Below are 25,799 nucleotides of genomic sequence, written 5' to 3'. Positions count from 1 at the left end.
GGTCTGCGGCACCTGCCAAAGAATTGAACACCGGTCCTGTTGCGGGCCGGTTTTTTCTTTTTCACATCGCAATGTGACGTCAGGCAAACTTGGCGTTACGCGCTTCCTGCAACCGCGCGAAGTCATCGCCCGCGTGGTACGACGACCGCGTCAGCGGTGTAGCTGAAACCATCAGGAAACCTTTGCCATATGCCGCCTTTTCATAAGCGGCAAATTCTTCTGGCGTTATGAAACGATCCACGGCGTGATGCTTGGGCGTTGGCTGCAGATACTGACCGATGGTCAGAAAATCGATGTTGGCCGCGCGGGCATCATCCATCACCTGATGCACAGATTGGCGATCTTCGCCCAGACCCACCATGATGCCGGATTTCGTGAACATGGTCGGATCCAGTTCCTTGACCCGCTGCAGCAAACGCAGCGAATGGAAATACCGCGCACCGGGGCGCACTTCGGGATAAAGCCCGGGCACCGTTTCCAGATTGTGGTTGAACACGTCCGGCTTGGCCTCAACAACAACCTCCAGAACGCTCGGATCGCAGTTCAGAAAGTCAGGTGTCAGAATTTCAATTGTGGTTTTTGGGCTGCGATGACGAATGGCCCGAATCGTCTGGGCGAAATGCGCGGCGCCGCCATCCTTGACATCATCGCGGTCCACGCTGGTGACCACCACATGGTTCAACCCCAGTTTTTGCACCGCATCGGCCACCCTGCCCGGCTCAAACGCATCAAGGTCTTCAGGCGGCTTGCCCGTCGCAATATTGCAGAAGGTACAGGCGCGGGTACACACCTCCCCCATAATCATCATCGTCGCGTGACCCTGGCTCCAGCATTCGCCCACATTCGGGCATCCGGCCTCTTCACACACGGTAACCAGCTTGTGCTCTCGCATGATGCTGCGGGTTTCGAAATACCCCTTGCTGGTTGGGGCTTTGACCCTGATCCAGTCCGGCTTGCGCGGCTGCGCATTGTCCGGACGATGTGCTTTTTCAGGATGACGCTGTTCGGGCAGTTTGAGGTCGCGCACGAATTATTCCCCGCGAATGTTTTGGTAACACCTCCCATATATAGTCAACGGCGGTGGAAAGTACCAGTTCTGCAAAGCTGCCATGCAGGCAACGCAGTTTCGTAACAAGTATCCATCGTTAAAAAGTGCCCTTGTGTTAGTTCGGCTCGTGTACCCTTCGGGGTCGCGGGCCTTTTACGTGCTGTTTTTACACGTTTGCGCTTTCAGATCAGACCTTTCAACAGGCCTGCGCAGCCCCTATTCTGTTTCAGCCAGAATAGAAAAAGGGTTCGCATCGTAATGGATTGGCAGGCGCATCGCCGCGAGGCGCATTCTCTCGGGCGCACCCAGGAATTTCTGAAACAGATCGTCTATGGCGGTAACGATGGGATTGTCACCACCTTTGCCATTGTGGCCGGTTTTGCCGGGGCCGCCGCCGAAGGTGTCGCCCAAATCGGAGGAATCGCTGTTCTGGTCTTCGGGTTGGCGAACCTTTTCGCGGATGCCGTCAGCATGGGGCTGGGTGAGTTTCTGTCGCTGAGGTCACAACATGACCTTTATCGGCGACGGCGCAAAAGCGAACTGGACGAAATTCTGAGCAATCCGCAGCAGGAGCAAATGGAGCTATTTGAAATCCTGCGCCAACGTGGTTTGCCCGCGGGTGAGGCCGACACGACGGCCGCGATCTTGGCCCGACATCCGGAAATCATGGCTGATCTGATGATGACCTATGAGTTTGGCATGCAAGATCCGGACGAGGAGAGCCCTGCGCTGAACGGCCTCTTCACCTTTGCCGCCTTTGTGGTTTTTGGAGCTGTGCCGCTGATCCCGTATTTCATTTACGACGCCACCAGCCAGACCTTTACGCTGTCACTGGTCGCGACCTTTGCGGCACTCACCGCGCTTGGTTTGCTGCGATGGAGTGCCACGGGTGAGCGGATGGTGCGCACTGTGGGCGAGACCGTTCTGGTCGGTGCCATTTGTGCCGCAGTTGCCTTTGGTGTTGGTTGGATTGTCGGCGGCTGAACTCTGTTTCGATGTCAGAGAACGCCCGTTTACCCGATCATGCCACCGGCATCGCCCAGATCATCGTAGTGCCGCTTCAAGCGCTGCAAAGCGATGCGCAGAACGATTTTACCAGATCTGGCCGACCATCCCATGCGCTTCTCCGCGCGCTCCAGACCCTCGAGGTAACAGCAGCACCGCAGCGCAACGTCACCCAGGCCTGGGCCCAGCTCGCGCAGCGCGCTGGTGACTCGATTGCGCGCGGCCTCGGCACCGCGCGCGGAGCCATCAAGCGGCGCAATCGCGCGTTCTGTGTTGATCAGGAACTTGTCCCAGTTGGCCTCGCCCCGGGGCGCCATCTGCGCCAGCTCGAAATCTTCGCGCAACCGTTCACCGGCCCGGACCAGTTCATGCGCCAAAAACGGCTCGCCATTGCGATCCTTGCGGCGCGCCAGTGCCGATAAGGGCGTTTCCGCCATGTTGTAGCGCACGCGCTTGGCGCGGTCCGACGCGTCTGATCCTGACAGACCCTCTTTTTCATCATCCAGCGGCGCGCCTTCGAAGGAGGCCTGCGCTTCGGCAAAACCAACCGCTGCGTTTTCCGCCTCGGCCAGCAGCATATTCAATGCGGCCCGGCCCGACCGGGTGATCCGGTAGCGCGCAATGCGGCCCGGCGCATCACACGCAATCCATTCTTTCAGCGCCATTGCCTCGGCAATCTCACGATCCACAATGCCCGTGCGCACCGACTGCCCGTCGCCGCTTTCGCGCACGACAACGGCCTTGTCCATTTCTGCCGCCACCGCCATGACAGCGCCGGTTTCGCACAGATTGCGCAAAATCCGGCGGCTTTCCTTTTTCAGCCGCGCTTCCGACAGGGTTTCTTCTTCAATTTCAACTTTGGACATTGCCGTCATCTTGGTCTCCATAAACGGAGAACCGGAATCTTTTGCCCCGTAAAACCGCCGACCCAATCGCCGGAGGGCCTGATCGACCAACAGATCGTCGCGCCGTGTTTCGAACACACGGATCTGACGCAATATGGTCGACGCATGGCACCCTGCATCTCGGGCAAGGGCCCGGATCGACGTACCTGTTTCGGTGTGCATGAGATAATGAAGAGCGGATTCAGGCAGCCAAGACGGCAGCTCTTTCAAGCCAGCATATGACCGTTGCTCCTGCCCCATAGTCCAGTCTCTACCCAATCCGAAGCCCTTCACAGACCGGATTTCTCCGGCCTCACACAACCTAAGCGAGCAAATATTACCGGTTCGTTAATTGTTGCGAACTTTCCAAGCATTGTTTCCATGGTGTGAACAATTGCACAGCCCTCCGAACGCTGGAGGGTTCGCACACGCAACACCCGTATTGGTTGTGTCAAACATGGTGGCGGTTAAATTGGGGAGACCACAATGAACGACCTACTACAAAAACTCGACAGCCTTAAACGACCTCGGCTTTTGATCCGGGCAGCCAGAATTGGCATGGCAGATTATCGGCGCGACGTGCATTTGCGTCGCCATCTGGGACAGGGACCCCTGCCCAGAAGCGGGACGGCGCTGGCCCAGCTTGTGGAAATCGAATCAGGATTGAACGATCTGCGCCGGGACCGGGACGCGGGATATTCCCCTGTCAAACATGTCGATCTATTGATCGCCATGATGGCCGAAGCCCGCATCATGCGCACGACGCAACACTCGATTGCACCGCTGCGTTCGATCGCCAGATAACCGCCAGATGCGTTCTCAGCGGGTCCGCCCGTCAGGTAAACGCATCCGGCATCGACGCTTTTTTCTCGGTCACATAGGCGTTAAGCGCCTCATTGATGGCCGGATCGAGCGCCGGTTGCTGGTAATTGTCCAAGAGATACGCCACACGGTTTGTCGCCAGCGCGTAAGTGTCGCGCTCACCCTCTTCCGTCCAGGTTTCAAACGGTTTGTAGTCAAACAGGTTTGATTTCCAGAACGCATCCTTGAAGTTCGACTGCGTGTGTTCACACCCCAGGTAATGCCCGCCAGGACCAACTTCGCGAATGGCGCCCATGGCCTGACCGTTTTCATCCATTGCCACGCCCTGCGCCATTTGGTGCAAAGCACCCAGCTGGTCCGCATCCATCACGAATTTCTCGAAATCCGCGACCAGACCGCCTTCCAGCCACCCGCAGGAATGCAGCATGAAGTTGACGCCTGACATCAGCCCCATATTCAGGCTGTTTGCCGTTTCATAAGCTGCCTGCGCATCGGGAAGTTTTGAGCCACAGAACGATCCTGAGGACCGGAATGGCAGGTTCAAACGTCGTGCCAATTGCCCAGCGCCATAGGTGACCAGTGACGCCTCGGGGGTTCCGAATGTCGGCGCGCCAGAGCCCATATCGATGGAGCTGACAAACGCGCCGAAGATCGCGGGCGCACCGGGACGCACCAGTTGGTTATAGGCCACGCCGGCCAGCACTTCGGCCAGCACTTGCGTCAACGTGCCGGCAACCGAAACCGGCGCCATGGCCCCGCCCACGATAAAGGGCGAAATGATGCAGGCCTGATTGTTTTCTGCATAGACCTCAAGCGCGCCCATCATCACATCGTCAAATGTCATGGGCGAGTTGATGTTGGTTAGCGAGGTCATCACCGTATTTTGCTGAACGAATTCTTCACCAAAAAGGATGCCGCACATATCCACGCTGTCTTGTGCGCGGCTTGGGTCGGTGACCGACCCCATAAAGGGCTTATCGCTTAGCGTCATGTGCGCCATCAACATATCAAGATGGCGCTTATTGACGGGAATATCCGTGGGCTCGCACACGGTACCGCCGGAATGGTGCAACCATTTCGACATATAGGCCAGCTTCACGAACTTGTTGAAATCATCCATCGTGGCATAGCGACGACCGCCCGCGGCATCGCGCACGAAAGGAGGGCCATAGACCGGCGCCAGCACCAGGTTCTTGCCACCGATGACGACGTTTTTTTCGGGGTCACGCGCATGTTGCGTAAATTCCGACGGCGCGGTCGAGCAGAGTTTGCGTGCCAGTCCGCGCGGGATACGTACCCGCTCACCATCAACATCAGCGCCGGCCTCACGCCAGCGCTCAAGCGCGGCAGGGTTGTCGACAAAATTCACCCCCACTTCTTCGAGAATAGTGTCGGCGTTGGCCTCGATAATCTCCAACGCTTCGTCGTTCAAAATCTCGAAATTCGGAATTTTGCGCTCGATGAACTTCGCTGTTTCGATTTTCACGGCGGTGCGTTCCGCGCGGCGAGCGGCGCCGCCGCCCCCACGTCCACGTCTGCGGGCTGTTGCCTCGGCCATATGTCTTACCCTTGTCTTTCGGCACACCTGTAGGCGGTGCTGTTTGGCTATTTTTACCTCAGCCTCCGCCACCCCCACGGCGGATTTGCGCCCCTTGAGACGGGAAAACGACATTGTGCACGGATGCATAAGAATTTGTACCAAGACGACGCGAAGACTTGCGTAATGCGGGCCTGTGTCCTACGAGGCGGAGCATGAGCCAGACATCCCATGACCGCCTTCTGATCATCGACTTCGGCAGCCAGGTGACGCAGCTGATTGCCCGCCGCCTGCGAGAGCTGAATGTCTATTGCGAAATTCACCCGTATCAGAATGTCACCGATGAGTTTCTGACTGCCTTTGCGCCCAAGGCCATCATCTTTTCCGGCGGTCCGGATTCGGTCACCCGCGAGGGCAGTCCGCGCCCGCCCCAGGCGGCTTACACCATGGGCGTGCCGATCCTGGGCATTTGTTATGGCCAGCAGGTGATGATGCAGGACCTGGGAGGTCAGGTTGAGGGCGGCAAGATTTCCGGTGGCGGCGGTACGGCCGAATTTGGACGCGCGTTCGTGACGCCCACGGCGGAAAAGCTCGGCCTGCTGGAACGGTGGTTTGCGGACGACAAAGAACAGGTCTGGATGAGCCATGGCGATCACGTCAGCAAGCTGGCGCCGGGCTTTGAGGTGTTTGGCACCTCGCCCAATGCGCCCTATGCGATCACCGCCGATACGGACCGCAATTTTTACGCGGTGCAGTTCCACCCCGAGGTCCACCACACGCCGAACGGCAAGATGATCTATGAAAACTTCGTGCGCGCCGCTGGATTTACCGGCGACTGGACGATGGGGGCCTACCGCGAAGAGGCCATTCGCAAGATCCGCGAACAGGTCGGTGACAAGCAGGTGATTTGTGGCCTCTCGGGCGGGGTCGACAGTTCGGTTGCCGCCGTGCTGATCCACGAGGCGATCGGCGATCAGCTGACATGTGTCTTTGTCGATCACGGCCTCTTGCGGATGAATGAGGCGGATGAAGTCGTCACCATGTTCCGCGACAATTACAATATCCCGCTCATACATGCGGACGAATCCGAACTGTTCCTGGGCGAGCTCGAAGGCCAGTCCGACCCCGAAACCAAACGCAAAATCATCGGGCGGCTCTTTATTGACGTGTTCCAGAAATATGCCAATCAGATCGAGGGCGCAGAGTTTCTGGCGCAGGGCACGCTTTACCCGGATGTGATCGAATCGGTCAGTTTTTCGGGCGGGCCATCGGTCACCATCAAATCGCATCATAATGTGGGCGGCCTGCCGGAAAAGATGGGCTTGAAGCTGGTCGAACCGCTGCGCGAACTTTTCAAGGATGAGGTTCGCGCGCTTGGCCGTGAGTTGGGCCTGCCGGACAGCTTCATTGGCCGCCACCCCTTTCCCGGCCCGGGCCTTGCCATCCGCTGCCCCGGAGAGATCACCCGCGAAAAGCTGGAGATTCTGCGCAAGGCCGATGCGGTCTATATCGACCAGATCCGCAAACACGGGCTCTACGATGAGATTTGGCAGGCCTTTGTTGCCATCCTGCCGGTGCGCACCGTGGGCGTGATGGGCGACGGGCGGACCTATGATTTTGCCTGTGCGCTCCGCGCGGTGAATTCCGTGGACGGCATGACCGCGGATTATTATCCCTTCAGCCACGAATTTCTGGGCGAGACGGCAACCCGGATCATCAACGAAGTGCAGGGCATCAACCGGGTGACCTATGACATCACCTCGAAACCGCCGGGCACCATCGAGTGGGAATAACCATTGGGAAAACTGCCGTGGCAACATATCCTGAACCCCGCTGACCGAGGGAAGGACAATACCGTGAGTAGCGACGCGTTTACCCAATCCGTGCGGCCCATCGTTTTGAGCCGGAAGCGGTTCAACAAGATTTTCGGCATTGGTTACAACAAGACCGGCACCAGCACCCTGGGCGAGATCCTGCAGCGTTATGGCTATGCCATGCCCGACCAGCAGGAACAGGAAGCGCGCCTGACCCATGCGTGTTTTGCCACCAACTACCACGAGCTGAAAAGTTTTGTAGCGCATTATGACGCGTTTCAGGATCTGCCGTTTTCGCAAGAAGATCTTTATGTGGCGGCAGATGCCCTTTTCCCCGAAAGCAAGTTCATCCTGACGGTGCGCGACCCCGAAGAATGGTTTTCATCGCTCTGCCGTTATCAAAAAAAGGTCCACGGGCTGGATGATCTGAACAAGGTGACCGAAGCCGATGTGAAGGAAAAGTTCCGCTATCTCTTTCCCGGCTACGGCCATGCCAACAAGATCCGTCAGCTGACCAATTTCATTGGCGATGAACGGGTGACCGATTGGTCCAAGCTCTATGACAAGGACTACAACATCGCCAGCTATGAGCGGCGCAACAACCGGATCAAACGGTATTTTGACGCGGCACCTGACAAATTGCTGGTGATTGACCTGACCAAAGAAAAGACCACCGAACGGATTTGCACATTCCTGGATATTCCCGCGGAATACGCTTTTGACGTCCCCCATGCGAACAAGACCTGAATGATCCTGGTCCGCGCCTTACGCTTGTCTACCGCGGGATGACACCAACCGCCGCCTCTTCCCCTGTCCTGCGTGCAGCGCTGTGGATGATTGGCGCCATCGTGTCGTTCACATTGATGGCCATTGCCGGCCGCGCAGTGAGTTTCGAACTCGATACATTTGAAATCATGATGTACCGCAGCTTTGTCGGCGTGGTGATCGTAATGGCATGCCTTACGCTGACCAGCACGTGGCATCAGGTTCGGCACGGGCATACAGGCCTGCACCTGATCCGCAACATCTGCCACTTTGCGGGTCAGAATCTGTGGTTCTACGCCCTCACCGCGATCCCGTTGGCCCAGGTCTTCGCGCTCGAATTCACGGCACCTCTGTGGGTGCTGATCCTCTCGCCACTGGTATTGGGCGAACGGCTGACGCGCATTCGCACATTATCGGCGCTGATCGGTTTCGTCGGTATCCTGATCGTGGCCCGGCCCAGCCCCGACACGATCAACGCAGGCACCGTCGCCGCCGCCCTTGCCGCAATAGGGTTCGCGGGCGCGATCATGTTCACGAAAATCCTGACCACAAAAACCAGCCTGGCCAGCATCCTGCTTTACATGACCGTGATGCAGGCCATCTTTGGCATTCTCTTTGCCGGGTTCGACGGGGACATCGCCTTGCCTTCGGCCGCATCAATGCCCTGGCTGATGGTGATCGGGTGCGGCGGATTGATGGCGCATTTCTGTATGACCAAGGCGTTGTCGATCGCGCCTGCCACGGTCGTGACGCCGATTGATTTCACGCGTCTTCCCGTCATCGCTATCATTGGTTACCTGTTTTACAGCGAGGCAATTGACGCGTTTGTCATCCTTGGCGCGGTGATCATTTTCGTCGCGAACTACGTGAATATCTGGTCCGAGACGCGAAAGTAGCTTCTTATCAGACGCTTACACATCTCTCTCGTTGCAAATTACCCGCTAAAGGTGTGGCGGTTACAACACCTATGGGATCTCGTCTCCGTTGTGACGCGGCGTTAATGTTTGACGATTTTGTAAAGGCCTGTAAGCGTCGATTCAAATGTTTGTGAGGAGAGAAACATGAAGAAATTCGCACTGGCAGCCACGGCGCTGACCATGGCCACGACAGGCATCGCCCATGCCGGTGGCATCGGACGCGACGGTGATCGATCGCAGATCCTGTATGAAGATGGACGCAACTACCTTGAGTTTTCGGCAGCGGCCGTCAGCCCCAATGTCAGCGGTTCGCTGTTGGGCGGCGCTCTGGGATCCGGCAACATCCAACAGACATTCAAGAGCTATTCGCTCGGCTACAAGCATCAGTATAATGAAAAGCTGAGCTTCGCGATTGTTGCCAACGAACCGGTTGGTGCGAATGTTCAGTACCCGGGCCCATCGCCCTACCCGTTTGCCACGTCGAGCGCTGAGGTGAACTCCCTCGCCGTGACCGGTTTGGTCAAATACAACTTCACTGACCGTGTCAGCGCCTATGGTGGCCTGCGCATCCAGAGCCTGTCGGGCAACGTCAGAATCCGCACCGCCGGTCTGCCCCTGCCGCCGGTCTATAACCTGACTGTTGATAAGGATTATCAGGCTGGCTACGTCGTGGGTGCCGCCTACCAGATCCCGGATATCGCACTGAAGGTCGCACTGACCTACGAGTCCGAGATTGAGCACAGCTTCTCCGACAACACAGGTACACCGTTTGACGTGACCATCCCGCAAGCGGTTACGCTGCACGCCCAAAGCGGTGTTGCAAAAGACACGTTGGTGTTTGGTTCGATCCGCTGGCAGGAATGGACCGAGTTCGAAATTCGTCCAATGGACTTCCTGGGTGGCGCGGTTGCCATTGCCAGCGAGCCATCGGACATCTGGACCTATGAGTTGGGTGTGGGACGCCGCTTCTCTGAAAACTGGTCCGGTGCGTTCACCGTCGGTTACGAAGAAGACCAAGGCGACACCGTGGGTAACCTCTCGGGCCGCGATGGCTTCACCAGCTACGGCCTGGCCGTGAAATACGAAACCGAAAACTGGGAAGTGACCACCGGTATCAAGTATTTCGACGTGGGCAGCGCCATCACCTCAATCGGCGCCAACTTTGACGACAACAGCGCTCTTGCCGCTGGCGTGAAAGTCGGTCTGCGCTTCTAAGACGACCCCGGAAAACAGATTAAAACCCGCTCCTTTTGGGGCGGGTTTTTTTCGTGCTGGGGTTTCTAAGGGTTTGACCCGCCCCGCCGCGCTTTGTACCACGGGATCAAAAGGGACAGGCGATGATCTACAAAAGCGCTGAGGATTGGTTGAAGGCGCCGCACAAGCGGGTGCTGTTTTACGGCATGTCCGGTTTGGGCAAAACCCACCTGTCCAATATGCTGCGCGATCAGGGGGCGTGGTTTCATTACTCGATCGATTACCGCATCGGCACGCGCTACATGGGTGAGTTGATCGCCGATAACGCCAAGGCGCAGGCGATGAAAGTTCCCTTTCTGCGCGACCTGTTCCTGACGGATTCGATCTATATCGGCTCCAATATCACCTTCAACAATCTGGCGCCCGTGTCGACCTACCTTGGCAAGCCCGGCGACCCCAAAAAGGGCGGTCTGCCGATTGCTGAATACCGTCACCGGCAAGATCAGTTCCGCCTTGCCGAAATTGCGGCACTGCGTGACACGGCCTATTTCATCGACCGGGCGCAAGCGCTTTATGACTACCCGCATTTCATCTGCGATACGGGCGGATCGATCTGTGAATGGGTGGATGGCAATGACCCGAAAGATCCGTTGCTGAGCGAGCTTGCATCCCGGTGCCTGCTCGTGCGCCTGACAGGCAGCAAAGATCACACCGCGGAACTGATCCGCCGGTTTGATCGTGCGCCCAAGCCAATGGCGTATCAGCCCGAGTTTCTCGATACTGCCTGGGCGGAATATCTGAATGAAAACAACGTATCAGAAGGTGATGTTGATCCTGATGCCTTCATTCGCTGGACCTATGCGCGCGCGTTGGCGCATCGCCAGCCCCGGTACGAGGCCATGGCGCATTGGGGTATCAGTGTCAGCGCGCAAAAGGTCGCTGCCGTAAAAACCGCTGCGGATTTCGACGCGTTGATCGTATCCGCGCTGGATGCGGCCTGACCCACAAGGCCTTCTAATGCCGCCTGAAACCGTCACTGGCACCGCGCGGCATCACATCACGGTCTCTTGACGCGACAGGCCGCAACCCCTCTGGAATTCCCGAAATAAACGACCTATTTGTTCGGCTCACGCATCAGGACACGTATCATGCCGATTAAAATCCCAGCCAATCTACCCGCCTATGACGTGCTAACGCGCGAAGGCGTGATGGTGATGGACGAGGATCAGGCCGCCCGTCAGGACATTCGCCCCCTGCGAATTGGCCTTTTGAACCTGATGCCCAAGAAAATTCAGACGGAAAACCAGTTTGCCCGGCTTATCGGCGCAACGCCCTTGCAGATCGAGCTGAGCCTGATCCGGATGAGCGAACACCGCACCCGCAACACCGCTGCGGAACATATGGCAAGCTTTTATCGGCCCTTCTCAGATGTGCTAAAGAGTGGTGAGAAGTTTGATGGTCTGGTGATCACCGGTGCGCCAATCGAACATCTGGATTTTGACAAGGTCACATACTGGCAGGAGCTGCGTCAGGTATTTGACTGGACCCAGACCCATGTGCATTCCACCTTCGGCGTGTGCTGGGGCGGCATGGGCATGATCAACCATTTCCATGGCATCAAGAAACACATGCTGACGAGCAAGGCATTCGGCTGTTTCCGGCACCGCAACATGGCGCCGTCGTCGCCGTATTTGCGTGGTTTTTCAGATGATTGCGTCATCCCAGTCAGCCGCTGGACCGAAATGCGCCAGCCCGAAATTGACGGCGCTGGTGGGCTAAAAACACTGCTCTACAGTGATGAGGTCGGACCGTGTCTTGTTGAAGATGCAGAGCATCACGCGCTCTATATATTCAACCATCTGGAATATGACAGCGACACGCTGAAGCAGGAATATGACCGCGATGTCGCTGCAAGCACGCCGATAAACGTGCCATGCAATTACTATCCCGGCGATGATCCAAGCCAGCCACCGCAGAACCGGTGGCGCAGTCATGCCCATCTGCTTTATGGCAACTGGATCAACGAAATCTACCAGACAACTGCGTTTAAGATCGGTGATATCGGTGGCTAAGATCCTGCTGATCCTGCTTGTTGTACTGGCGGTCTTCTGGGCCTTCGTCCAGCACCGCGCACGGACCAACGAAGCCGGCGCCGAGGCGGCCTATCCGCCTGAAGGTCAGATGTACGACATCGACGGTCACCGGGTGCATGCGGTTGTGATGGGGTCCGGGCCGGATCTGGTCTGGATCCACGGATCGTCGGGCAGCACACGGGACGCAACCCACGCAATTGCCGCGCGTCTGGCGGCGGATTACCGGCTGATCATCATCGACCGGCCCGGAATGGGTTATACCGACCGGATCAACCGCAGTGGGGCCTCTACCAGTCAGCAGGCAGCATTGCTGCAAAAAACGGCGGCGCATCTGGGTGCGGACAAGCCCATTGTCGTCGGGCACAGCTATGGCGGTGCCGTGGCCGCTGCCTGGGCCGTGAACCATCCCACCGATCTGTCGGCGCTGGTGCTTTTGTCGGGCGCCACCAAACCGTGGGACACCGGGCTGTCGACCTATTACAAAATCCTCTCCAGCCCGGTTCTGGGGCCTATCGCCATCTCCATGATCACCGCCTTCGTGTCAGATGAGCAGGTCGAACAGGGCGTGGCCGGAATTTTCAAACCGCAATCCATGCCCGACGGGTATATCGAGCATTTTGGCCCGGGCCTGAGCCTGCGCCGCCCGTCAATGCGCGCCAATGCGCTGCAACGCGCGAACCTGCTGCAGGAAGTCACCGACATCCATACGCGGTATGGCGAGATCACCGTGCCCACCGAAGTGGCCCATGGCACAGCCGACACGACCGTGGGCTTGCATATCCACGCAGAACCGATCACCGCGCAGATCCCCGATGCCCGGCTGACCCGTCTGGAAGGGATCGGGCACATGCCCCAGCATGCGGCACAGGACGAGGTGATCGAGGTCATTCATTCCGCCGCACAACGCGCCGGTTTACGCCCCTGACCTTTCGGTTGATTGCACAGGGCGCTTAGACCCTTCATACTATTGGCAAAACAGGAGAGGCTCATGCAGTTGCCCTTTGACGGTGCGATCAGCGCATATTTCGATAAAGACGCGCCCGAAGCGGTGCGCAACGCCATTAAACGTGCCGATAAGGGCGACATACTGGATGCCAATTACCCCCATTCCGAACGCATGCCGCGCAAGGCCTATGAGCAGGATATCGACAAGCTGCAGATCGAACTGGTCAAGATGCAGTCCTGGGTCAAGGAAACCGGCGCGCGCATTGCCCTTGTGTTCGAAGGCCGCGATGCGGCAGGCAAAGGTGGCACCATCAAACGCTTCCGCGAGAACCTGAACCCGCGTGGGGCACGGCTGGTGGCGTTGTCCAAACCATCGGATGATGAGGCCACGCAATGGTATTTCCAGCGCTACATCGATCATCTGCCATCTGGGGGTGAAATCGTTTTTTACGACCGCAGTTGGTATAATCGGGGCGTGGTGGAAAAGGTGTTCGGCTTTTGTGACGATGCGCAGCGGGCCAAGTTTTTCCAACAGGTGCCGGATTTCGAAAAGATGCTAGTGGATGAGGGTATTCATCTGATCAAGTTCTGGCTCAACGTTGGCCGGGCAGAGCAATTACGCCGCTTCTTGAAGCGCGAGAGCGATCCGCTCAAACAGTGGAAGCTGAGCTGGATCGATGTGGAAGGCCTGAAGAAATGGGACGATTACAGCGCCGCGATCCGCGAGACGCTGGACCTGACGCATACCGATACCGCGCCCTGGACCATCGTGCGCTCGGATGACAAACGCCGCGCACGGCTGGTCGCGATCCGCCATTTGCTGCATTCGGTTGACTACGCCCACAAGGATGCCGGAGCGATCGGAGCAATTGATGACACTGTCTGCGGTGGCCCCGAGATCTGGGATGCCTAAACGCGGCTATCATCATGGCAATCTGCGGCAAGCGCTGGTCGAGGCGGCGTTGCAGCTGATCGAAGCCAAGGGCCCCACCGGATTTACCCTGTCGGAGGCCGCCAAACAGGCGGGCGTGACACCGGCGGCCGTCTACCGGCATTTTGAGGGTCGTGAGGATTTGATCGCCGAGGCCGCGCGCCAGGGGTATGAGATTTTTGCCGACCTGATGCAGCATGCCTATGACAAAGGGCAGCCCTCGGCTCTGGCCAGTTTCGAAGCGACGGGCCGTGCTTATCTGGCCTTTGCCCGAAAATATCCCGGCCATTACATCGCGATGTTCGAAAGCGGCATTTCGGTCAATCGCACGCCGGAACTCGCCGCCATTTCGAGCCGTGCCCGCACGGTTCTGGAACGTGCCGCCGAAGAATTGAGCCAGCATATTCCGCCGGAGAAACGCCCGCCGCCCTCGATGTTTTCGGCCCATGTCTGGGCAATGTCGCATGGTGTGGTCGAGCTTTTCGCGCGCAATTCTCCGGGCACACAATCCCCGTTTTCACCCGAAGACCTGCTGGAAAGCGGCATCGGCGTCTATCTACGGGGTCTTGGACTGGTCCCGCCGGACGCGTGAGGGCCGCGCGCGGGTTAGTCCTGTGCAAAGCCTTCAACCAGTAACGGGCCCACGCCGAGCGCACCGCGCAGGGTCAAGTGATCCGTATCGCTCATCAGAACTTCATCATCGCGGAACCAGACATAGTGGTCGTCCTCTGCAAAAAACGCATTCAGCGGCAGGACTTCTGCGCCTAACTCATCCGCAACCTTGTCGAGCACAGAGTTGGAAAATTCCATAAGGCCGTGGAATTTCTCCTGTTCGACAAAACTCTTTTTGAAGGTTCGTACCGCGGCTTCCTCACCGCGCCCCTGCAGGAGCGCCTGAAGGACGATGTTTTCCGGGAAAATCTCTTGCTGGGGAATTTGCGGGATCAAGATCACGCGCATGCCCGCATCGCGGTAGAATGCCACCGTTTTGCGCACCCCCGCCTCGAAACTGAGCTGCCATTCTTCACGGCTTTGGAACTGGTCTCCCTGTTCCTCGCTGACCATGAAGCCGATATCCTGCCCGGAATAATTCCCACTGGCATAGATGCTCCACCGGGCGACAAGAATGACCGTGTCAATTTCGCTTTCGACCACCTGTGCGGCAAAGAGATTGGTCGAGTTGAAACAGGTAGTGGCATCGTTTTTGGCGTAGGTCAGATAGACCCCCAATAAGGGCGGGCACGCCGCCTTGACGCCGCGATACACGCTAACGTTATGGGCCTGCGACAGCGCCTCAAATGCCGGGAGCATTGCCTGCGCATGGCTGTCGCCCAGCACGGCCACCTTGCCGACAGGATCTTCGGGTTGGTAGATCACGCAGTAGCGGTCGAACGCCCCCTTTCGGTCCAGGCACTGATCCTGCGGACGCACCTCCCTCAGGTGCGAGCGGAGCATTGCCAGATACTCAGATTCGTACCGGTCGAGGCGCCCTGGGAACCCTTTGGTGGCATCCCCCCAGAAGCCGATGGTTGCAAACGCAGCGATGCAAGCCGCCGATGCCGTCAGTAATGGCCCGCGTCCGGCAAATATCGTGCGCTTACGAAACGGGGCCTCCACAAATCGCCAGGTCAGATAAGCCAGAATGAGCGTGAACAAAATCAGGAAGCTCATGGTTATCATCGACGGTTCAGACACGCTTTGCGCCCGGGCAAGGGCAAAGATCGGCTGATGCCACAGGTAGGCGCTGTAGCTGATCAAACCGATGCCCACCATCGGCGGCACTGTCAGCAATTTTGCCGTCAGCGTGCCCCGGTCCGCATAGAGGATGATCAGCATGGAGCCGACAACAGGCACCAGGGTGTAGAGCGATGGAAACCGGACGGAATTGTCGTACCAGAAGATACAAAAGACGATCATTGCCAGACCGGTCAACGCAAGGAATTCATTGCGCAATTGCGGCCGCCCAAAGAGGATCACCGCGCAGATCGAGCCGCCCAGAAGTTCCCAAAGCCGCGAGGGCGTGAAAAAGAAGTTTTCCAGCGGGTAGTTCCGCAGGCCCCATTCCGCGATGCCCAGAGAGATCGCCGAGAGGATCAGGAAAACCCACAGGTATTTTCCACGCGCAAAGGCGCCAAGCGCCCATAAAACCAACGGGAACAAAAGGTAGTATTGCTCCTCCACGGCCAGGCTCCACGTGTGCAGGAGCGGACGCAGTTCTGCGGCCGTGTCGAAATAACCGGAATGTTCGATGAAGTGGATGTTCGAGATGAAAAGTGACGCAAATGCCATGCTGCGCGCGTAGTCTTCAAACAGATCCGGCACCAGCCATCGCCACGCAAATGGCAAGGTGCACAGGAAAACGAAAAACAAGGCGGGCAGAATGCGGCGCGCGCGGCGTTCGTAGAACCCAAGGAGCGAATAGGTCCCCTCTTCGCGCTCGGAAATCAGAATGGTCGTGATCAGATAGCCGCTGATGACGAAAAATACGTCGACGCCCACATAGCCGCCGCTAAACACAGAAAATCCGGCGTGAAACAGGATGACGGGCAACACAGCGACTGAACGCAAACCGTCAATTTCTGGTCGGTACTTCATCAATCGTCTCAATAAAAAAAACTGTCAGAATGGCCCCCCGGACATCCTTTGACGTTTATATAAAGAGGCGCGGCGGGAATGCCCACCGCGCCTCGTTCACGATCACAAAAATTTTGTCGCGGTTTAGCGTTTCGAGAACTGGAAGCTCCGACGCGCCTTGCGCTTACCGTATTTCTTACGTTCCACAACGCGACTGTCGCGCGTCAGGAAGCCTGCCGCTTTCAGGGCCGCACGCAGGCTGGGATCATAAAGCTGCAGCGCTTTCGAGATGCCGTGCTTGACCGCACCGGCCTGACCCGAAAGACCACCACCTTTGACGGTTGCCATCACGTCGAACTGATCTTCGACACCGGCGACGGTAAAGGGCTGGCGCAGGATCATCTGCAAAACGGGGCGCGCAAAATACGCGTTCATTTCCTTGCCGTTCACTTCGACCTTGCCCGAACCGGGTTTGATCCAGACACGGGCGACCGCGTCTTTCCGTTTGCCGGTGGCATAGGAACGACCCAGATCATCGCGCACGGGCTCACGGGGTTCCATGGTTTCGACCACGGCCTCAGCTGTCACGCCTTCGGCGACGGCTTCCAGACCTTCGAGAGAGTTGATTTCTTCAGCCATCAGATTGCCACCCGCGTGTTCTTGGAATTCATCGATTTCACATCCAGCACTTCAGGGCTTTGCGCCTCATGGGGATGCTCAGTACCGGCGTAGACGCGCAGATTGGTCATCTGCTTGCGCGCCAGACGGTTGCCCGGCAGCATACGCTTGACCGCTTGGCTCACAACGCGCTCCGGATGTGCGCCTTCCAGGATCTCACCTGTGGTGCGCGATTTGATACCGCCCGGATGGCCCGTGTGCCAGTAATTTGGCTTCTCGCGCTTGTTACCTGTCAACTGAACCTTGTCAGCGTTGATGACAATCACGTTGTCGCCCATATCCATGTTCGGTGTAAACGACGCCTTGTGCTTACCGCGCAGGCGCACAGCGATGATCGATGCCAGACGGCCCAGAACAACGCCTTCAGCGTCGATCAGGATCCATTTCTTGTCGATATCTGCCGGTGTTGCAGAGAATGTTTTCATAAGGTGAAACCCTATCATTATACGTGTCGGATGCTGCAGGGTGCGCATCGCCGGATTGATGGGCGGGTTATATAGGGTGCAATCACCACGTCAAGCGCGCTAAGTTCATATTAATTGTTCAAAATCAATTTGTTATAAAATAGGTATTATTATACCCCAATTTCAGACGGATATTTCGTCCTGCGGATTATCCAAAAGATCGCGGATGGTATCGACAGACCTTTCAAAGCAGCCGATTGCGACTTGCGCGTTAATGGCCATACGCACCGAGTGCGGCGCCCGTTTGTCGCGTTGAACAAAGTCTTCCGAGGATTTTAGCAATACGCCTCGTGTCTGGGCCGCGCGCACAAACCGGCTGGCGCGCCATCCGCCTGGCAGGGAAATCCACAGGAACGGCACATCCTCATGCCAGCTGACATCATGCCCGCCCAGATGGTTGACCGCCAATCGCACCCGTTCGGCCAATGCGTTTCTTGTGTCGGTCAGCACATCCCCAAGCCGGGGATCGCGCAGCACCGCATGGGTGATGTCTGTCAACGGGCGCGCCAGACCAAAGCAGCCAAAGCTGACACTGCGCACCAGATCCTTAGAGCGGCTGCGCGGCCCGATCGCCCATCCCACCCGAAGTGCGGGCGTGAACGATTTGGAGAATGACGACACGTACCAGCCCAGTTCCGGCAACAAGGCCCGGTAACTTTCGGCCGCGGCCGGGGTCAATTTATAACAATCATCGTCGACAACATGCAGCCCGTACCGACGCGCCACAGCCGCAATCTCGCGTCGCCGCTCGGGCGTGGTTCGACGCAATGTCGGATTGTTGACCTCGGCTGAGGTCAGGAACACCTGCGCCCGGTGGCGGCGCGCAGCCTCCTGCAGGGCACTGGGCAGCGGCCCATCGTCGTCGCAAGCAATCGCCACAATGCGCGCCCGGCACAGCTCTGCCGCCCGCCGAAATCCCGGGTATGCATTTTCTTCGATCACCACCACGGGACCGGGCCCTTCCAATACGGTCTGGAGCACCGCCAGCATCGCGTTTTGGGCGCCATGTGCCAATACAATGTCGTCACTGGTGAAGTTACCAATCGGCAAATCCGCCAGGTGGGACCGCATTGTATCGCGCAACGGGCGGTTATCGACCTCGTTCGGATAGGACATCATGCTCCGGGCACTCACGCCATCGGCGACAGCACGGATCGCATCACGCATCAGTTCTGTCTGCCCCATATCGGGCAAAAACGGGCTGCGCAGGGACACGGTTTCAGGCCAATCGCGCGGCTCATTTACCATCGCCTCACGCTGCGACACAAATGTGCCACGCCCCACGCCCGCTTCCAGTAAGCCTTCGTCAATCAACAAGGAATAGGCCCGTGCCACCGTGCCCGGGGTGACCGAGGTGCGATAGGCCAGCTCGCGTACAGGCGGCAGTTTGACCCCCTGCTCCAGCACGCCTTCGGCAATCGCTTTGCGCAATGCATTTGCCAGCGCTTTGTATTTGGATTTACCCGCATTCGACAGGTTGGGTTGCCACATTGTACCCATTACAATCTTTTCCTCGACGACTCGATGCATGAATTGTATCTCTTTTGTACGACCTGAATCAACATTGTGTCAATACAATTTAGGAGATTATCATGGCACACGTACACGCGATCACCATAGCCGATACCCGGAACACCACCGGCGGTTACCCCCTGCCCTTGCTGGCCCGTTGGGCCCTGCAATTTGCCGTGGTCGTGACAACGTGGGACATGAAGTATCGCACCCGCAAACAGCTGTTGCGACTGGACGATCACCTGTTGCGAGACATCGGCATCGAACGCGACGCGGCTTATACGGAGGCCCGTCGCCCATTCTGGCACTAATCATCCCTGATTGCCGGAATGACTTGGGGTCGGAGCATGTCTCCGGCCCTTTTTTGTCGCCACTCTACGGTGGCTCGCCTAGAATGTTCTCATGACGCGCCCGGACACACATATTGAAACCCAAAGACTCATTCTGCGCTCTTGGCGGGATGAGGACCTTGAAGATTTCACGCGCCTGCATGGCAATCCGCAAACCATGCGCGACCATGGCGTGACGCTTACTCCAGAGGGCAGCGCCAAAAAGCTGCGCGATTACCGCACTCAGTATGATCAACACGGCATCATCCGTTGGGCCGTCACATCCCATACAGGTGCCTTTCTGGGGTATACCGGCATTTACCCCAATGGGAATGACCACCCGTTAGGCGCGCATGGCGACATCGGGTGGCGGTTCTTGCCGCAACATTGGGGTCAGGGATATGCCACCGAGGCCGCCCGTGCCGCCCTTGTCCACGCGTTCGAACAGGCTGGCATGCGCGAAGTTCTGGCCTATACCGAGGCTGAAAATATCGCCTCACAGGCGGTGATCGCCCGCCTGCCCTTTACGCGTGACCCGTCGCGGGATTTCACGATATCGGACGAACATGTCACCGATTGGCGCGGCATGGTCTGGGTGGCACGCGCCGGTGATTAGGTTTTGGGCGGGATCGAATAGGTCATGCTGGCCCGGGCCACGGGCTTTTCGCCGCCCTCGGAAAACACCAATACTTCGCCCACGGCCAACACACGGCCCAGCTTGAGCAACCGGCATTCGGCGATCAAATCCTTGCCCGCTTCCGGTTTGCGCATGAAGTCGATCGAACAATTGGTGGTCACCGCCAGCCCAACGGGGCCGATCATCGCCAGCACGGCCAGATAGACAGACACATCCGCCAACGAAAAAATCGATGGGCCGGAGACCGTACCGCCAGGCCGCAAATGCCGCTCGCCCACGTTCAGGCGCGTCCGGATGCGCATGTCACCCAGATCCTCAATGGCAAACTCCCCGGTAACCTGGGGAAATTCGCGATCCAGAAACACCATCAGTTCATCGATGCTCATCTGTAAGGCCATGGCTCTCTCCGTGCTTCCCTCGGCGCGCTGTCACCGTTAAGAATGGCCACAAGACAGATGGAGACACAAGATGGCACTTCTCGAACGTACTGACACCGGCGCAATTGCGCGGCTGACATTGAACGCCCCGGAAAAGCTGAACGCGCTGAGTGACGGTATGCTGGCCGCCTTGCAGGAAGAATGCGACCGGCTACGCGAACAATCCCACATCCGCGCCGTGATCATCGCCGGTGCGGGCAAGGCATTTTGCGCGGGCCATGACCTCAAGGAAATGACCCAAGGCCGCCAGGCCGAAGATGGCGGCAAGGCCTATTTCGCCGATCTCTTTGCCCGCTGCGCCAAGATGATGCTGTCCATCCGCGCCCTGCCCCAACCGGTGATCGCGCAACCCCATGGCATCGCCACCGCCGCAGGCTGCCAGCTGGTGGCGACATGTGACATGGCCGTTGCCGCCGACGATACGCGGTTTGGCGTGAACGGCGTCAATATTGGGCTGTTTTGTTCCACGCCCATGGTGGCGCTCAGCCGCAATATCCCGCGCAAACAGGCGTTCGAGATGCTGACCACCGGTGAATTCATCGACACGGATCGCGCCTTGGCCCTCGGCCTGATCAATCGCGCCGTGCCCGCAGATCAATTAGAAACCGCAGCCAACGAGCTGGCCCAAAAAGTGGCGTCCAAACTGGGCGTGGCCGTCAAGATCGGCAAAGAGGCGTTTTACAATCAGATCGAGATGTCGGTGGAAGATGCCTATGACTACACAGGACAGGTTATGGTTGAAAACATGCTCCACCGCGACACCGAAGAGGGCATAAACGCGTTTATCGAAAAGCGTCCCCCTGACTGGGATCAACTTTAAAGCGGCGGTTTATGGCACAAAAACAACCCCTTGCCTGATCGTTTCTGAATATCTTACAGAACGTTTCCAACCTTTTACTTTCCAGCACTGCCTTTTTTTTGCCATGATCTTGGCAGAGCTGGCGTAGCTGCCTTTCATTATTTCTCTTTTCTCTACGGTCAAAGACCCGTCGCAGCCGTGCCAGCTCTACGAAAACCCCTAAAATTCAATTATTTATGGATGCATTTCGTTTGTTTCCAAATTGGCATTCTATAATTTCCATATTTGCCATTTTCTTGCCGCAATTCGCTCGATAGAACGGCATCAGGGGTCGGGATGGACCCTCGACAGATTACGCAAGTGTGGGTCACCGCCCAAGTTACAATCCCTCCAGGTCAGCCTCTCACTGGCCGCGACTTTCCAGATACGGTGACCCACGCGACCTTCCCCTTTCCAATGACCGTCGCATGCCCTACATCGCAGGCCATGGCAGACACACTTCACATCATCGGCGGCGGCATGGCCGGGTCCGAAGCCGCATGGCAGGCCGCGCAAATGGGCGTGCCCGTGGTGATCCACGAAATGCGGCCCAAGGTCGAAACCTTTGCGCACCGCACCGGTGATCTGGCTGAAATGGTCTGCTCCAATTCTTTCCGGTCGGATGATGATGAACAAAACGCCGTGGGTCTTTTGCACTGGGAAATGCGGGCCGCAGGCGGGTTGATCATGGAAATGGCCGACCGGCATCGCCTTCCGGCAGGCGGGGCGCTGGCCGTGGACCGTGATCCCTTTGCCGCGGCAGTGACGGCCGCGCTTAAGGCGCATCCCAATGTCAGCGTCGAATACGGCGAGGTGACCGCCCTGCCCGACGATGGCCATTGGATCATTGCCACCGGTCCGCTGACGTCCGAAGGGCTGGGACAGGCCATTGCTGCCGAGACCGGTCGCGAGGCGCTGGCCTTTTTCGACGCCATCGCGCCGATCGTCTATTTTGACAGCATCGACATGAGCCGCGCCTGGATGCAATCGCGCTATGACAAGGGCGAGACCGAGGAAGAACGTACCGCCTATCTCAACTGTCCAATGGACAAGGCCCAGTACGAGGGCTTCATTGACGCGCTTCTGGCTGCGGATAAGACCGAATTCCACGAGGGCGAGACAGCGACCTATTTCGATGGCTGTCTGCCGATCGAGGTGATGGCCGAGCGCGGTCGCGAAACCCTGCGTTTTGGGCCGATGAAGCCTGTCGGTTTGACCAATCCGCATGCGCCGGATGACAAACCCTATGCCGTGGTGCAGCTGCGCCGGGACAATTCCCTTGGCACGCTCTATAATATCGTGGGCTTTCAGACCAAGATGAAATACGGCGCGCAAACCTCTGTTTTAAAAACAATTCCAGGTCTTGAGACTGCGCAATTTGCGCGGTTGGGCGGCATCCATCGCAATACGTTTCTGAACTCACCCACATTGCTGGATGACCAGATGCGGCTGAAATCCAGGCCACATATCCGGTTCGCCGGGCAAATCACCGGGGTCGAAGGATACGTTGAATCCGCGGCCATGGGCCTTCTGGCCGGTCGCATGGCGGCCGCTGACATTCTGGGTCAGTCGCTTGCCCCGTTGCCGCAGGATACGGCCATGGGCGCGCTTGTGCATCACATCACCGGAGGCGCCGAAGCCAAGACCTTCCAGCCGATGAACGTCAATTTCGGGCTTTTCCGCCCGGTCGACGGATTGAAAGGCGGGCGCCGCGGGCGCAAGGACCGCTACAAGGCCTATACTGACCGCGCCAAGGCGGCATGGGAAGCGTGGCTGACACAGGCGACACTGGACGAAGCGCAAACAGTGTGATTTTCTATCCCGATGGGAGACAGTTTTTTTGACAAAGCCTACAAGCTGGAGACGCCTGACGACACGCAAGCGCTCTACGATGCATGGGCCGCGAGCTATGACGCCGAAGTATCGGGCAACGGATACGCAACGCCGGGACGGACGGCCAGCGCCCTGAAGGGGCAGGTCACAGACCTAGATGTACCAATCCTGGACTATGGCTGTGGCACGGGCCTGTCGGGTCTGGCCCTCAAGCTCGAGGGCTTCAGCGTGATCGACGGGATCGACCCCAATCCGGAAATGCTGGATCTGGCCCGGGGCAAGGATATCTATCGATCGCTGACATTGATGGACATCAACGACGAAGCCCCAATAGCCACCGGCAGCTATCAGGTAATTGCGGCCATTGGCGTGATCGGCGCGGGTGCGGCACCGGCCTCCACTCTCGATCTGCTGATGAACGCGTTGAAACCCGGCGGTAAACTGGCCTTCAGCTACAATGATCACACTTTGGCCGACCGCACCTATACGTGTCGGTTGAACCAATGGCTTGATTGCGGCGCGGCGCGGCTTCTGTTTCAGGATCATGGTCCACATCTGCCAAAACAGGGCTTGAATTCCACCGTCTATATTATTGAAAAAGCGTGATTTTTCGAACCCGGTTTGCACCATCTCCCACCGGACCTCTGCATCTGGGGCACGCCTATTCGGCCTTGCTTGCACATGACATGGCCTTGGCAGAGCGCGGCCAGTTTCTGTTGCGGATCGAAGATACCGATATCGACCGTGCCCGCGCGGAATGGGAGGAGCAAATTTACCAGGATATGGCGTGGCTTGGCCTCACATGGGAAACGCCTGTGCTTCGGCAATCAGAGCATCTTGAGCTCTATAATGAGCACCTGATGCAGCTGGCGGCACGCGGGTTGATCTACCCCTGTTCCTGCAGCCGAAGCGATATCCGCGCCGCGCAATCCGCGCCGCAGGAGGGGGATTCAAAGGATGCTGACGTCTACCCGGGCACATGCCGACACCGCGACATGGACAGCCGCAAACCGGGCGACGCGCTGCGCCTGAACATTCGGCGCGCCGTTGAGGATCTGGATGAGGCGATCTTTGAAGAAACCGGGCCCTTGCACGCCGGGCGGCACATATTGGACCCGGACCGCCTGATCCACGAAATCGGTGATGCGGTATTGGGCCGCAAAGAGATCGAAACCGTGTCTTACGTGCTGGCCTCGGTCGTAGACGAAGCCGCGCAAGAGATCACACATGTGGTCCGTGGCGAGGACCTGTATCAGATCACTTTTCTACAGGTATTGCTACAAAAACTGCTGAATCTGCCCACACCCGTCTATCATCACCACAAACTGATCCGCGACGATCAGGGCAAACGTCTGGCCAAACGCGACGATGCCCGGGCGATTGCGAAATACCGTGCCGATGGGGCCAGCCCAGAGGATATTCGGCGCATGGTCGGCCTGGCTTAATCCGCCTCTGGCTCCATGGTAATGACCTCAAAACCATCCTCGATAGCGGTGTAAAAACAACTGCGCCGGTTGGTGTGACAGGCCGCGCCCGTCTGGTGAATTTTCATCAACAAACAATCACGGTCACAATCCACGCGCATCTCCACCAATGCCTGTACGTGGCCCGACGTTTCGCCCTTGATCCAGAATTTGGCACGCGAGCGGCTCCAATAGGTCACCCGGCCGGTCTCAAGCGTTTGCGCGACAGATTCGGCATTCATCCATGCCATCATCAGCACCTCGCCCGTCTCGGCATCCTGCGCAATGGCCGGGATCAAGCCTGCATCATTATACTTTAGTCTCGACGGATCGAACCGCATTGCAGGCACCCTTTTCATCTTTGATCGTCCGCTCTATTTATGGGGTCAGCACCGAAAGGGAAAGCCATGAGCACGGAAACCGATCTGATCAAGCTCTACTCGGCCCGCATTCTGGCTTTGGCCGCAGATATTCCACGCCATGGCCGGCTGGAAGCACCCGATGCGTCGGTCAAACGCCGTGCGCCGCTCTGCGGATCAACGGTGACGGTCGACATCAAGACGGATGGCACCCGGATCACGGATTACGCTGCCGAGGTCAAAGCCTGTGCCTTGGGCCAGGCCGCCGCCAGCGTTGTAGGCGAAAGCATCATCGGGTGCGACGTTGCCCAAATCACCGCCGCGCGCGATCAACTGAAGGCGATGCTGAAATCGGATGGCCCGGTTCCCGATGCGCCCTTTGACGGGCTCGAAGTGCTGCAACCGGCCAAGGATTACAAAAATCGCCATGCGTCGATCCTGCTGACGCTTGAGGCTCTGGTGGAAGCGCTGGAGGAAATCGGCGCCAAATCCTCCTGCGCCTGAGAACGCCCATGTCCCCACGCACCGTCTGGAGTTTCAATTTTACCGGGTGGATTTTGTTCACCGTCTCAGCGCTGTTTTTCCTGTGGGGAACGTGGAAGGCCGGAGACGTGATTGGCATCATCGCCAGCCTCGCTTTTCTGATTGCCTGTATCGTTTTTCTAGTCCCGGTATGGGTGCATCGTCCGGGAAAACGAGATTAGTCTTTCAAACCTACTG

General features: G+C 57.8%; 28 protein-coding genes. 19 read left to right on the top strand and 9 right to left on the bottom strand.

Features of this window, described 5'->3' with window-relative positions:
- Window positions 1–79: 79 nt before the first annotated feature.
- Window positions 80–1,027, bottom strand: a complete 948-nt coding sequence (gene lipA / locus ACZ1HJ_RS13890) for a lipoyl synthase (RefSeq protein WP_472719249.1) — start codon at window positions 1,025–1,027, stop codon at window positions 80–82.
- 279 nt (window positions 1,028–1,306) lie between these two features.
- Between lipA and ACZ1HJ_RS13885 the strand changes: the two genes are divergently transcribed.
- A complete protein-coding gene (locus ACZ1HJ_RS13885) occupies window positions 1,307–2,032 on the top strand; it encodes a VIT1/CCC1 transporter family protein (protein ID WP_472719248.1) in 726 nt (241 codons plus the stop codon).
- A gap of 29 nt (window positions 2,033–2,061) precedes the next feature.
- Here ACZ1HJ_RS13885 and ACZ1HJ_RS13880 read toward each other — a convergent pair whose 3' ends face one another.
- Entirely contained in the window at window positions 2,062–3,120 is a 1,059-nt protein-coding gene (locus ACZ1HJ_RS13880; RefSeq protein WP_472719247.1) for a DUF6456 domain-containing protein, read from the bottom strand.
- A gap of 303 nt (window positions 3,121–3,423) precedes the next feature.
- Between ACZ1HJ_RS13880 and ACZ1HJ_RS13875 the strand changes: the two genes are divergently transcribed.
- On the top strand, window positions 3,424–3,741 hold the full coding sequence (locus ACZ1HJ_RS13875) for a DUF6477 family protein (protein ID WP_472719246.1): 318 nt from the start codon (window positions 3,424–3,426) through the stop codon (window positions 3,739–3,741).
- A gap of 31 nt (window positions 3,742–3,772) precedes the next feature.
- Here the strand turns inward: ACZ1HJ_RS13875 and ACZ1HJ_RS13870 are convergent, their stop codons facing one another.
- On the bottom strand, window positions 3,773–5,317 hold the full coding sequence (locus ACZ1HJ_RS13870; protein ID WP_472719245.1) for a trimethylamine methyltransferase family protein: 1,545 nt from the start codon (window positions 5,315–5,317) through the stop codon (window positions 3,773–3,775).
- A gap of 194 nt (window positions 5,318–5,511) precedes the next feature.
- Between ACZ1HJ_RS13870 and guaA the strand changes: the two genes are divergently transcribed.
- The 9 genes from guaA to ACZ1HJ_RS13825 all read left to right on the top strand — a co-directional run bounded on the left by guaA (window position 5,512) and on the right by ACZ1HJ_RS13825 (window position 14,547).
- A complete protein-coding gene (gene guaA / locus ACZ1HJ_RS13865; RefSeq protein WP_472719244.1) occupies window positions 5,512–7,089 on the top strand; it encodes a glutamine-hydrolyzing GMP synthase in 1,578 nt (525 codons plus the stop codon).
- Between the two features lie 63 nt (window positions 7,090–7,152).
- The gene (locus ACZ1HJ_RS13860) at window positions 7,153–7,857 is read left to right on the top strand and encodes a sulfotransferase (protein ID WP_472719243.1); all 705 of its coding nucleotides are present in this window, start codon (window positions 7,153–7,155) and stop codon (window positions 7,855–7,857) included.
- 38 nt (window positions 7,858–7,895) lie between these two features.
- A complete protein-coding gene (locus tag ACZ1HJ_RS13855) occupies window positions 7,896–8,771 on the top strand; it encodes a DMT family transporter (protein WP_472719242.1) in 876 nt (291 codons plus the stop codon).
- Window positions 8,772–8,936: 165 nt separating this feature from the next.
- On the top strand, window positions 8,937–10,007 hold the full coding sequence (locus tag ACZ1HJ_RS13850) for an outer membrane protein transport protein (RefSeq protein WP_472719241.1): 1,071 nt from the start codon (window positions 8,937–8,939) through the stop codon (window positions 10,005–10,007).
- 122 nt (window positions 10,008–10,129) lie between these two features.
- A complete protein-coding gene (locus ACZ1HJ_RS13845; RefSeq protein WP_472719240.1) occupies window positions 10,130–10,987 on the top strand; it encodes an ATPase in 858 nt (285 codons plus the stop codon).
- Between the two features lie 147 nt (window positions 10,988–11,134).
- Window positions 11,135–12,058 carry a homoserine O-succinyltransferase gene (locus tag ACZ1HJ_RS13840; RefSeq protein WP_472719239.1) on the top strand — a complete coding sequence of 308 codons (924 nt, stop codon included), beginning with the start codon at window positions 11,135–11,137 and terminating at the stop codon, window positions 12,056–12,058.
- Window positions 12,051–13,004: an alpha/beta fold hydrolase gene (locus ACZ1HJ_RS13835; RefSeq protein ID WP_472719238.1), complete on the top strand. Its 954-nt coding sequence runs from the start codon at window positions 12,051–12,053 to the stop codon at window positions 13,002–13,004. Before ACZ1HJ_RS13840 ends, ACZ1HJ_RS13835 begins: the two co-directional genes overlap by 8 nt.
- A 63-nt stretch (window positions 13,005–13,067) precedes the next feature.
- Window positions 13,068–13,937 (top strand): polyphosphate kinase 2, encoded by an 870-nt coding sequence (ppk2, locus tag ACZ1HJ_RS13830; protein ID WP_472719237.1) that lies wholly within the window; start codon window positions 13,068–13,070, stop codon window positions 13,935–13,937.
- The gene (locus ACZ1HJ_RS13825; RefSeq protein ID WP_472722215.1) at window positions 13,930–14,547 is read left to right on the top strand and encodes a TetR/AcrR family transcriptional regulator; all 618 of its coding nucleotides are present in this window, start codon (window positions 13,930–13,932) and stop codon (window positions 14,545–14,547) included. Before ppk2 ends, ACZ1HJ_RS13825 begins: the two co-directional genes overlap by 8 nt.
- A gap of 14 nt (window positions 14,548–14,561) precedes the next feature.
- Here the strand turns inward: ACZ1HJ_RS13825 and ACZ1HJ_RS13820 are convergent, their stop codons facing one another.
- From ACZ1HJ_RS13820 to ACZ1HJ_RS13805, 4 genes are all read right to left on the bottom strand, one after another.
- Window positions 14,562–16,550: an acyltransferase family protein gene (locus ACZ1HJ_RS13820; RefSeq protein WP_472719236.1), complete on the bottom strand. Its 1,989-nt coding sequence runs from the start codon at window positions 16,548–16,550 to the stop codon at window positions 14,562–14,564.
- 123 nt (window positions 16,551–16,673) lie between these two features.
- Complete coding sequence (rpsI, locus tag ACZ1HJ_RS13815) at window positions 16,674–17,168, bottom strand: 30S ribosomal protein S9 (protein ID WP_472719235.1); 495 nt, start codon at window positions 17,166–17,168, stop codon at window positions 16,674–16,676.
- A complete protein-coding gene (gene rplM / locus ACZ1HJ_RS13810) occupies window positions 17,168–17,632 on the bottom strand; it encodes a 50S ribosomal protein L13 (RefSeq protein WP_472719234.1) in 465 nt (154 codons plus the stop codon). Before rplM ends, rpsI begins: the two co-directional genes overlap by 1 nt.
- 162 nt (window positions 17,633–17,794) lie before the next feature.
- Window positions 17,795–19,201 carry an aminotransferase-like domain-containing protein gene (locus tag ACZ1HJ_RS13805; RefSeq protein ID WP_472719233.1) on the bottom strand — a complete coding sequence of 469 codons (1,407 nt, stop codon included), beginning with the start codon at window positions 19,199–19,201 and terminating at the stop codon, window positions 17,795–17,797.
- 62 nt (window positions 19,202–19,263) lie between these two features.
- Between ACZ1HJ_RS13805 and ACZ1HJ_RS13800 the strand changes: the two genes are divergently transcribed.
- The gene (locus ACZ1HJ_RS13800) at window positions 19,264–19,494 is read left to right on the top strand and encodes a YjiS-like domain-containing protein (RefSeq protein ID WP_472719232.1); all 231 of its coding nucleotides are present in this window, start codon (window positions 19,264–19,266) and stop codon (window positions 19,492–19,494) included.
- 91 nt (window positions 19,495–19,585) lie between these two features.
- Window positions 19,586–20,128: a GNAT family N-acetyltransferase gene (locus ACZ1HJ_RS13795; protein WP_472719231.1), complete on the top strand. Its 543-nt coding sequence runs from the start codon at window positions 19,586–19,588 to the stop codon at window positions 20,126–20,128.
- Here ACZ1HJ_RS13795 and ACZ1HJ_RS13790 read toward each other — a convergent pair.
- Entirely contained in the window at window positions 20,125–20,547 is a 423-nt protein-coding gene (locus tag ACZ1HJ_RS13790; RefSeq protein WP_472719230.1) for a PaaI family thioesterase, read from the bottom strand. The genes ACZ1HJ_RS13795 and ACZ1HJ_RS13790 overlap by 4 nt on opposite strands.
- Before the next feature lie 70 nt (window positions 20,548–20,617).
- On the opposite strand from ACZ1HJ_RS13790, the gene ACZ1HJ_RS13785 reads away from it, so the two are divergent.
- From ACZ1HJ_RS13785 to gluQRS, 4 genes are all read left to right on the top strand, one after another.
- On the top strand, window positions 20,618–21,406 hold the full coding sequence (locus tag ACZ1HJ_RS13785) for an enoyl-CoA hydratase (RefSeq protein ID WP_472719229.1): 789 nt from the start codon (window positions 20,618–20,620) through the stop codon (window positions 21,404–21,406).
- A gap of 465 nt (window positions 21,407–21,871) precedes the next feature.
- Window positions 21,872–23,236 carry a methylenetetrahydrofolate--tRNA-(uracil(54)-C(5))-methyltransferase (FADH(2)-oxidizing) TrmFO gene (trmFO, locus tag ACZ1HJ_RS13780; protein WP_472719228.1) on the top strand — a complete coding sequence of 455 codons (1,365 nt, stop codon included), beginning with the start codon at window positions 21,872–21,874 and terminating at the stop codon, window positions 23,234–23,236.
- Window positions 23,237–23,248: 12 nt separating this feature from the next.
- Entirely contained in the window at window positions 23,249–23,863 is a 615-nt protein-coding gene (locus ACZ1HJ_RS13775) for a class I SAM-dependent DNA methyltransferase (RefSeq protein ID WP_472719227.1), read from the top strand.
- Window positions 23,860–24,702: a tRNA glutamyl-Q(34) synthetase GluQRS gene (gluQRS, locus tag ACZ1HJ_RS13770; protein ID WP_472719226.1), complete on the top strand. Its 843-nt coding sequence runs from the start codon at window positions 23,860–23,862 to the stop codon at window positions 24,700–24,702. Before ACZ1HJ_RS13775 ends, gluQRS begins: the two co-directional genes overlap by 4 nt.
- Here the strand turns inward: gluQRS and hisI are convergent.
- The gene (gene hisI, locus ACZ1HJ_RS13765; protein WP_472719225.1) at window positions 24,699–25,061 is read right to left on the bottom strand and encodes a phosphoribosyl-AMP cyclohydrolase; all 363 of its coding nucleotides are present in this window, start codon (window positions 25,059–25,061) and stop codon (window positions 24,699–24,701) included. The two genes, gluQRS and hisI, sit on opposite strands and share 4 nt — an antisense overlap.
- 66 nt (window positions 25,062–25,127) lie before the next feature.
- Between hisI and ACZ1HJ_RS13760 the strand changes: the two genes are divergently transcribed.
- Window positions 25,128–25,583 (top strand): iron-sulfur cluster assembly scaffold protein, encoded by a 456-nt coding sequence (locus ACZ1HJ_RS13760; protein ID WP_472719224.1) that lies wholly within the window; start codon window positions 25,128–25,130, stop codon window positions 25,581–25,583.
- Between the two features lie 8 nt (window positions 25,584–25,591).
- Entirely contained in the window at window positions 25,592–25,783 is a 192-nt protein-coding gene (locus ACZ1HJ_RS13755; RefSeq protein ID WP_472719223.1) for a hypothetical protein, read from the top strand.
- Window positions 25,784–25,799: the final 16 nt, after the last annotated feature.

It is taken from the genome of Roseovarius sp. JB2-10 (genome assembly GCF_055693585.1).
This window is presented reverse-complemented; position numbering and strand designations above follow the sequence as displayed.

Coding starts and splice junctions, on each gene's coding strand:
- ACZ1HJ_RS13885 (WP_472719248.1), top strand. CDS start 1,307: ATGGATTGGCAGGCGCATCGCCGCGAGGCGCATTCTCTCGGGCGCACC.
- ACZ1HJ_RS13880 (WP_472719247.1), bottom strand. CDS start 3,120: ATGCACACCGAAACAGGTACGTCGATCCGGGCCCTTGCCCGAGATGCA.
- ACZ1HJ_RS13875 (WP_472719246.1), top strand. CDS start 3,424: ATGAACGACCTACTACAAAAACTCGACAGCCTTAAACGACCTCGGCTT.
- ACZ1HJ_RS13870 (WP_472719245.1), bottom strand. CDS start 5,317: ATGGCCGAGGCAACAGCCCGCAGACGTGGACGTGGGGGCGGCGGCGCC.
- guaA (WP_472719244.1), top strand. CDS start 5,512: ATGAGCCAGACATCCCATGACCGCCTTCTGATCATCGACTTCGGCAGC.
- ACZ1HJ_RS13855 (WP_472719242.1), top strand. CDS start 7,896: ATGACACCAACCGCCGCCTCTTCCCCTGTCCTGCGTGCAGCGCTGTGG.
- ACZ1HJ_RS13850 (WP_472719241.1), top strand. CDS start 8,937: ATGAAGAAATTCGCACTGGCAGCCACGGCGCTGACCATGGCCACGACA.
- ACZ1HJ_RS13845 (WP_472719240.1), top strand. CDS start 10,130: ATGATCTACAAAAGCGCTGAGGATTGGTTGAAGGCGCCGCACAAGCGG.
- ACZ1HJ_RS13840 (WP_472719239.1), top strand. CDS start 11,135: ATGCCGATTAAAATCCCAGCCAATCTACCCGCCTATGACGTGCTAACG.
- ppk2 (WP_472719237.1), top strand. CDS start 13,068: ATGCAGTTGCCCTTTGACGGTGCGATCAGCGCATATTTCGATAAAGAC.
- ACZ1HJ_RS13825 (WP_472722215.1), top strand. CDS start 13,930: ATGCCTAAACGCGGCTATCATCATGGCAATCTGCGGCAAGCGCTGGTC.
- ACZ1HJ_RS13820 (WP_472719236.1), bottom strand. CDS start 16,550: ATGAAGTACCGACCAGAAATTGACGGTTTGCGTTCAGTCGCTGTGTTG.
- rpsI (WP_472719235.1), bottom strand. CDS start 17,168: ATGGCTGAAGAAATCAACTCTCTCGAAGGTCTGGAAGCCGTCGCCGAA.
- rplM (WP_472719234.1), bottom strand. CDS start 17,632: ATGAAAACATTCTCTGCAACACCGGCAGATATCGACAAGAAATGGATC.
- ACZ1HJ_RS13805 (WP_472719233.1), bottom strand. CDS start 19,201: ATGCATCGAGTCGTCGAGGAAAAGATTGTAATGGGTACAATGTGGCAA.
- ACZ1HJ_RS13800 (WP_472719232.1), top strand. CDS start 19,264: ATGGCACACGTACACGCGATCACCATAGCCGATACCCGGAACACCACC.
- ACZ1HJ_RS13795 (WP_472719231.1), top strand. CDS start 19,586: ATGACGCGCCCGGACACACATATTGAAACCCAAAGACTCATTCTGCGC.
- ACZ1HJ_RS13790 (WP_472719230.1), bottom strand. CDS start 20,547: ATGGCCTTACAGATGAGCATCGATGAACTGATGGTGTTTCTGGATCGC.
- ACZ1HJ_RS13785 (WP_472719229.1), top strand. CDS start 20,618: ATGGCACTTCTCGAACGTACTGACACCGGCGCAATTGCGCGGCTGACA.
- trmFO (WP_472719228.1), top strand. CDS start 21,872: ATGGCAGACACACTTCACATCATCGGCGGCGGCATGGCCGGGTCCGAA.
- ACZ1HJ_RS13775 (WP_472719227.1), top strand. CDS start 23,249: ATGGGAGACAGTTTTTTTGACAAAGCCTACAAGCTGGAGACGCCTGAC.
- hisI (WP_472719225.1), bottom strand. CDS start 25,061: ATGCGGTTCGATCCGTCGAGACTAAAGTATAATGATGCAGGCTTGATC.
- ACZ1HJ_RS13760 (WP_472719224.1), top strand. CDS start 25,128: ATGAGCACGGAAACCGATCTGATCAAGCTCTACTCGGCCCGCATTCTG.
- ACZ1HJ_RS13755 (WP_472719223.1), top strand. CDS start 25,592: ATGTCCCCACGCACCGTCTGGAGTTTCAATTTTACCGGGTGGATTTTG.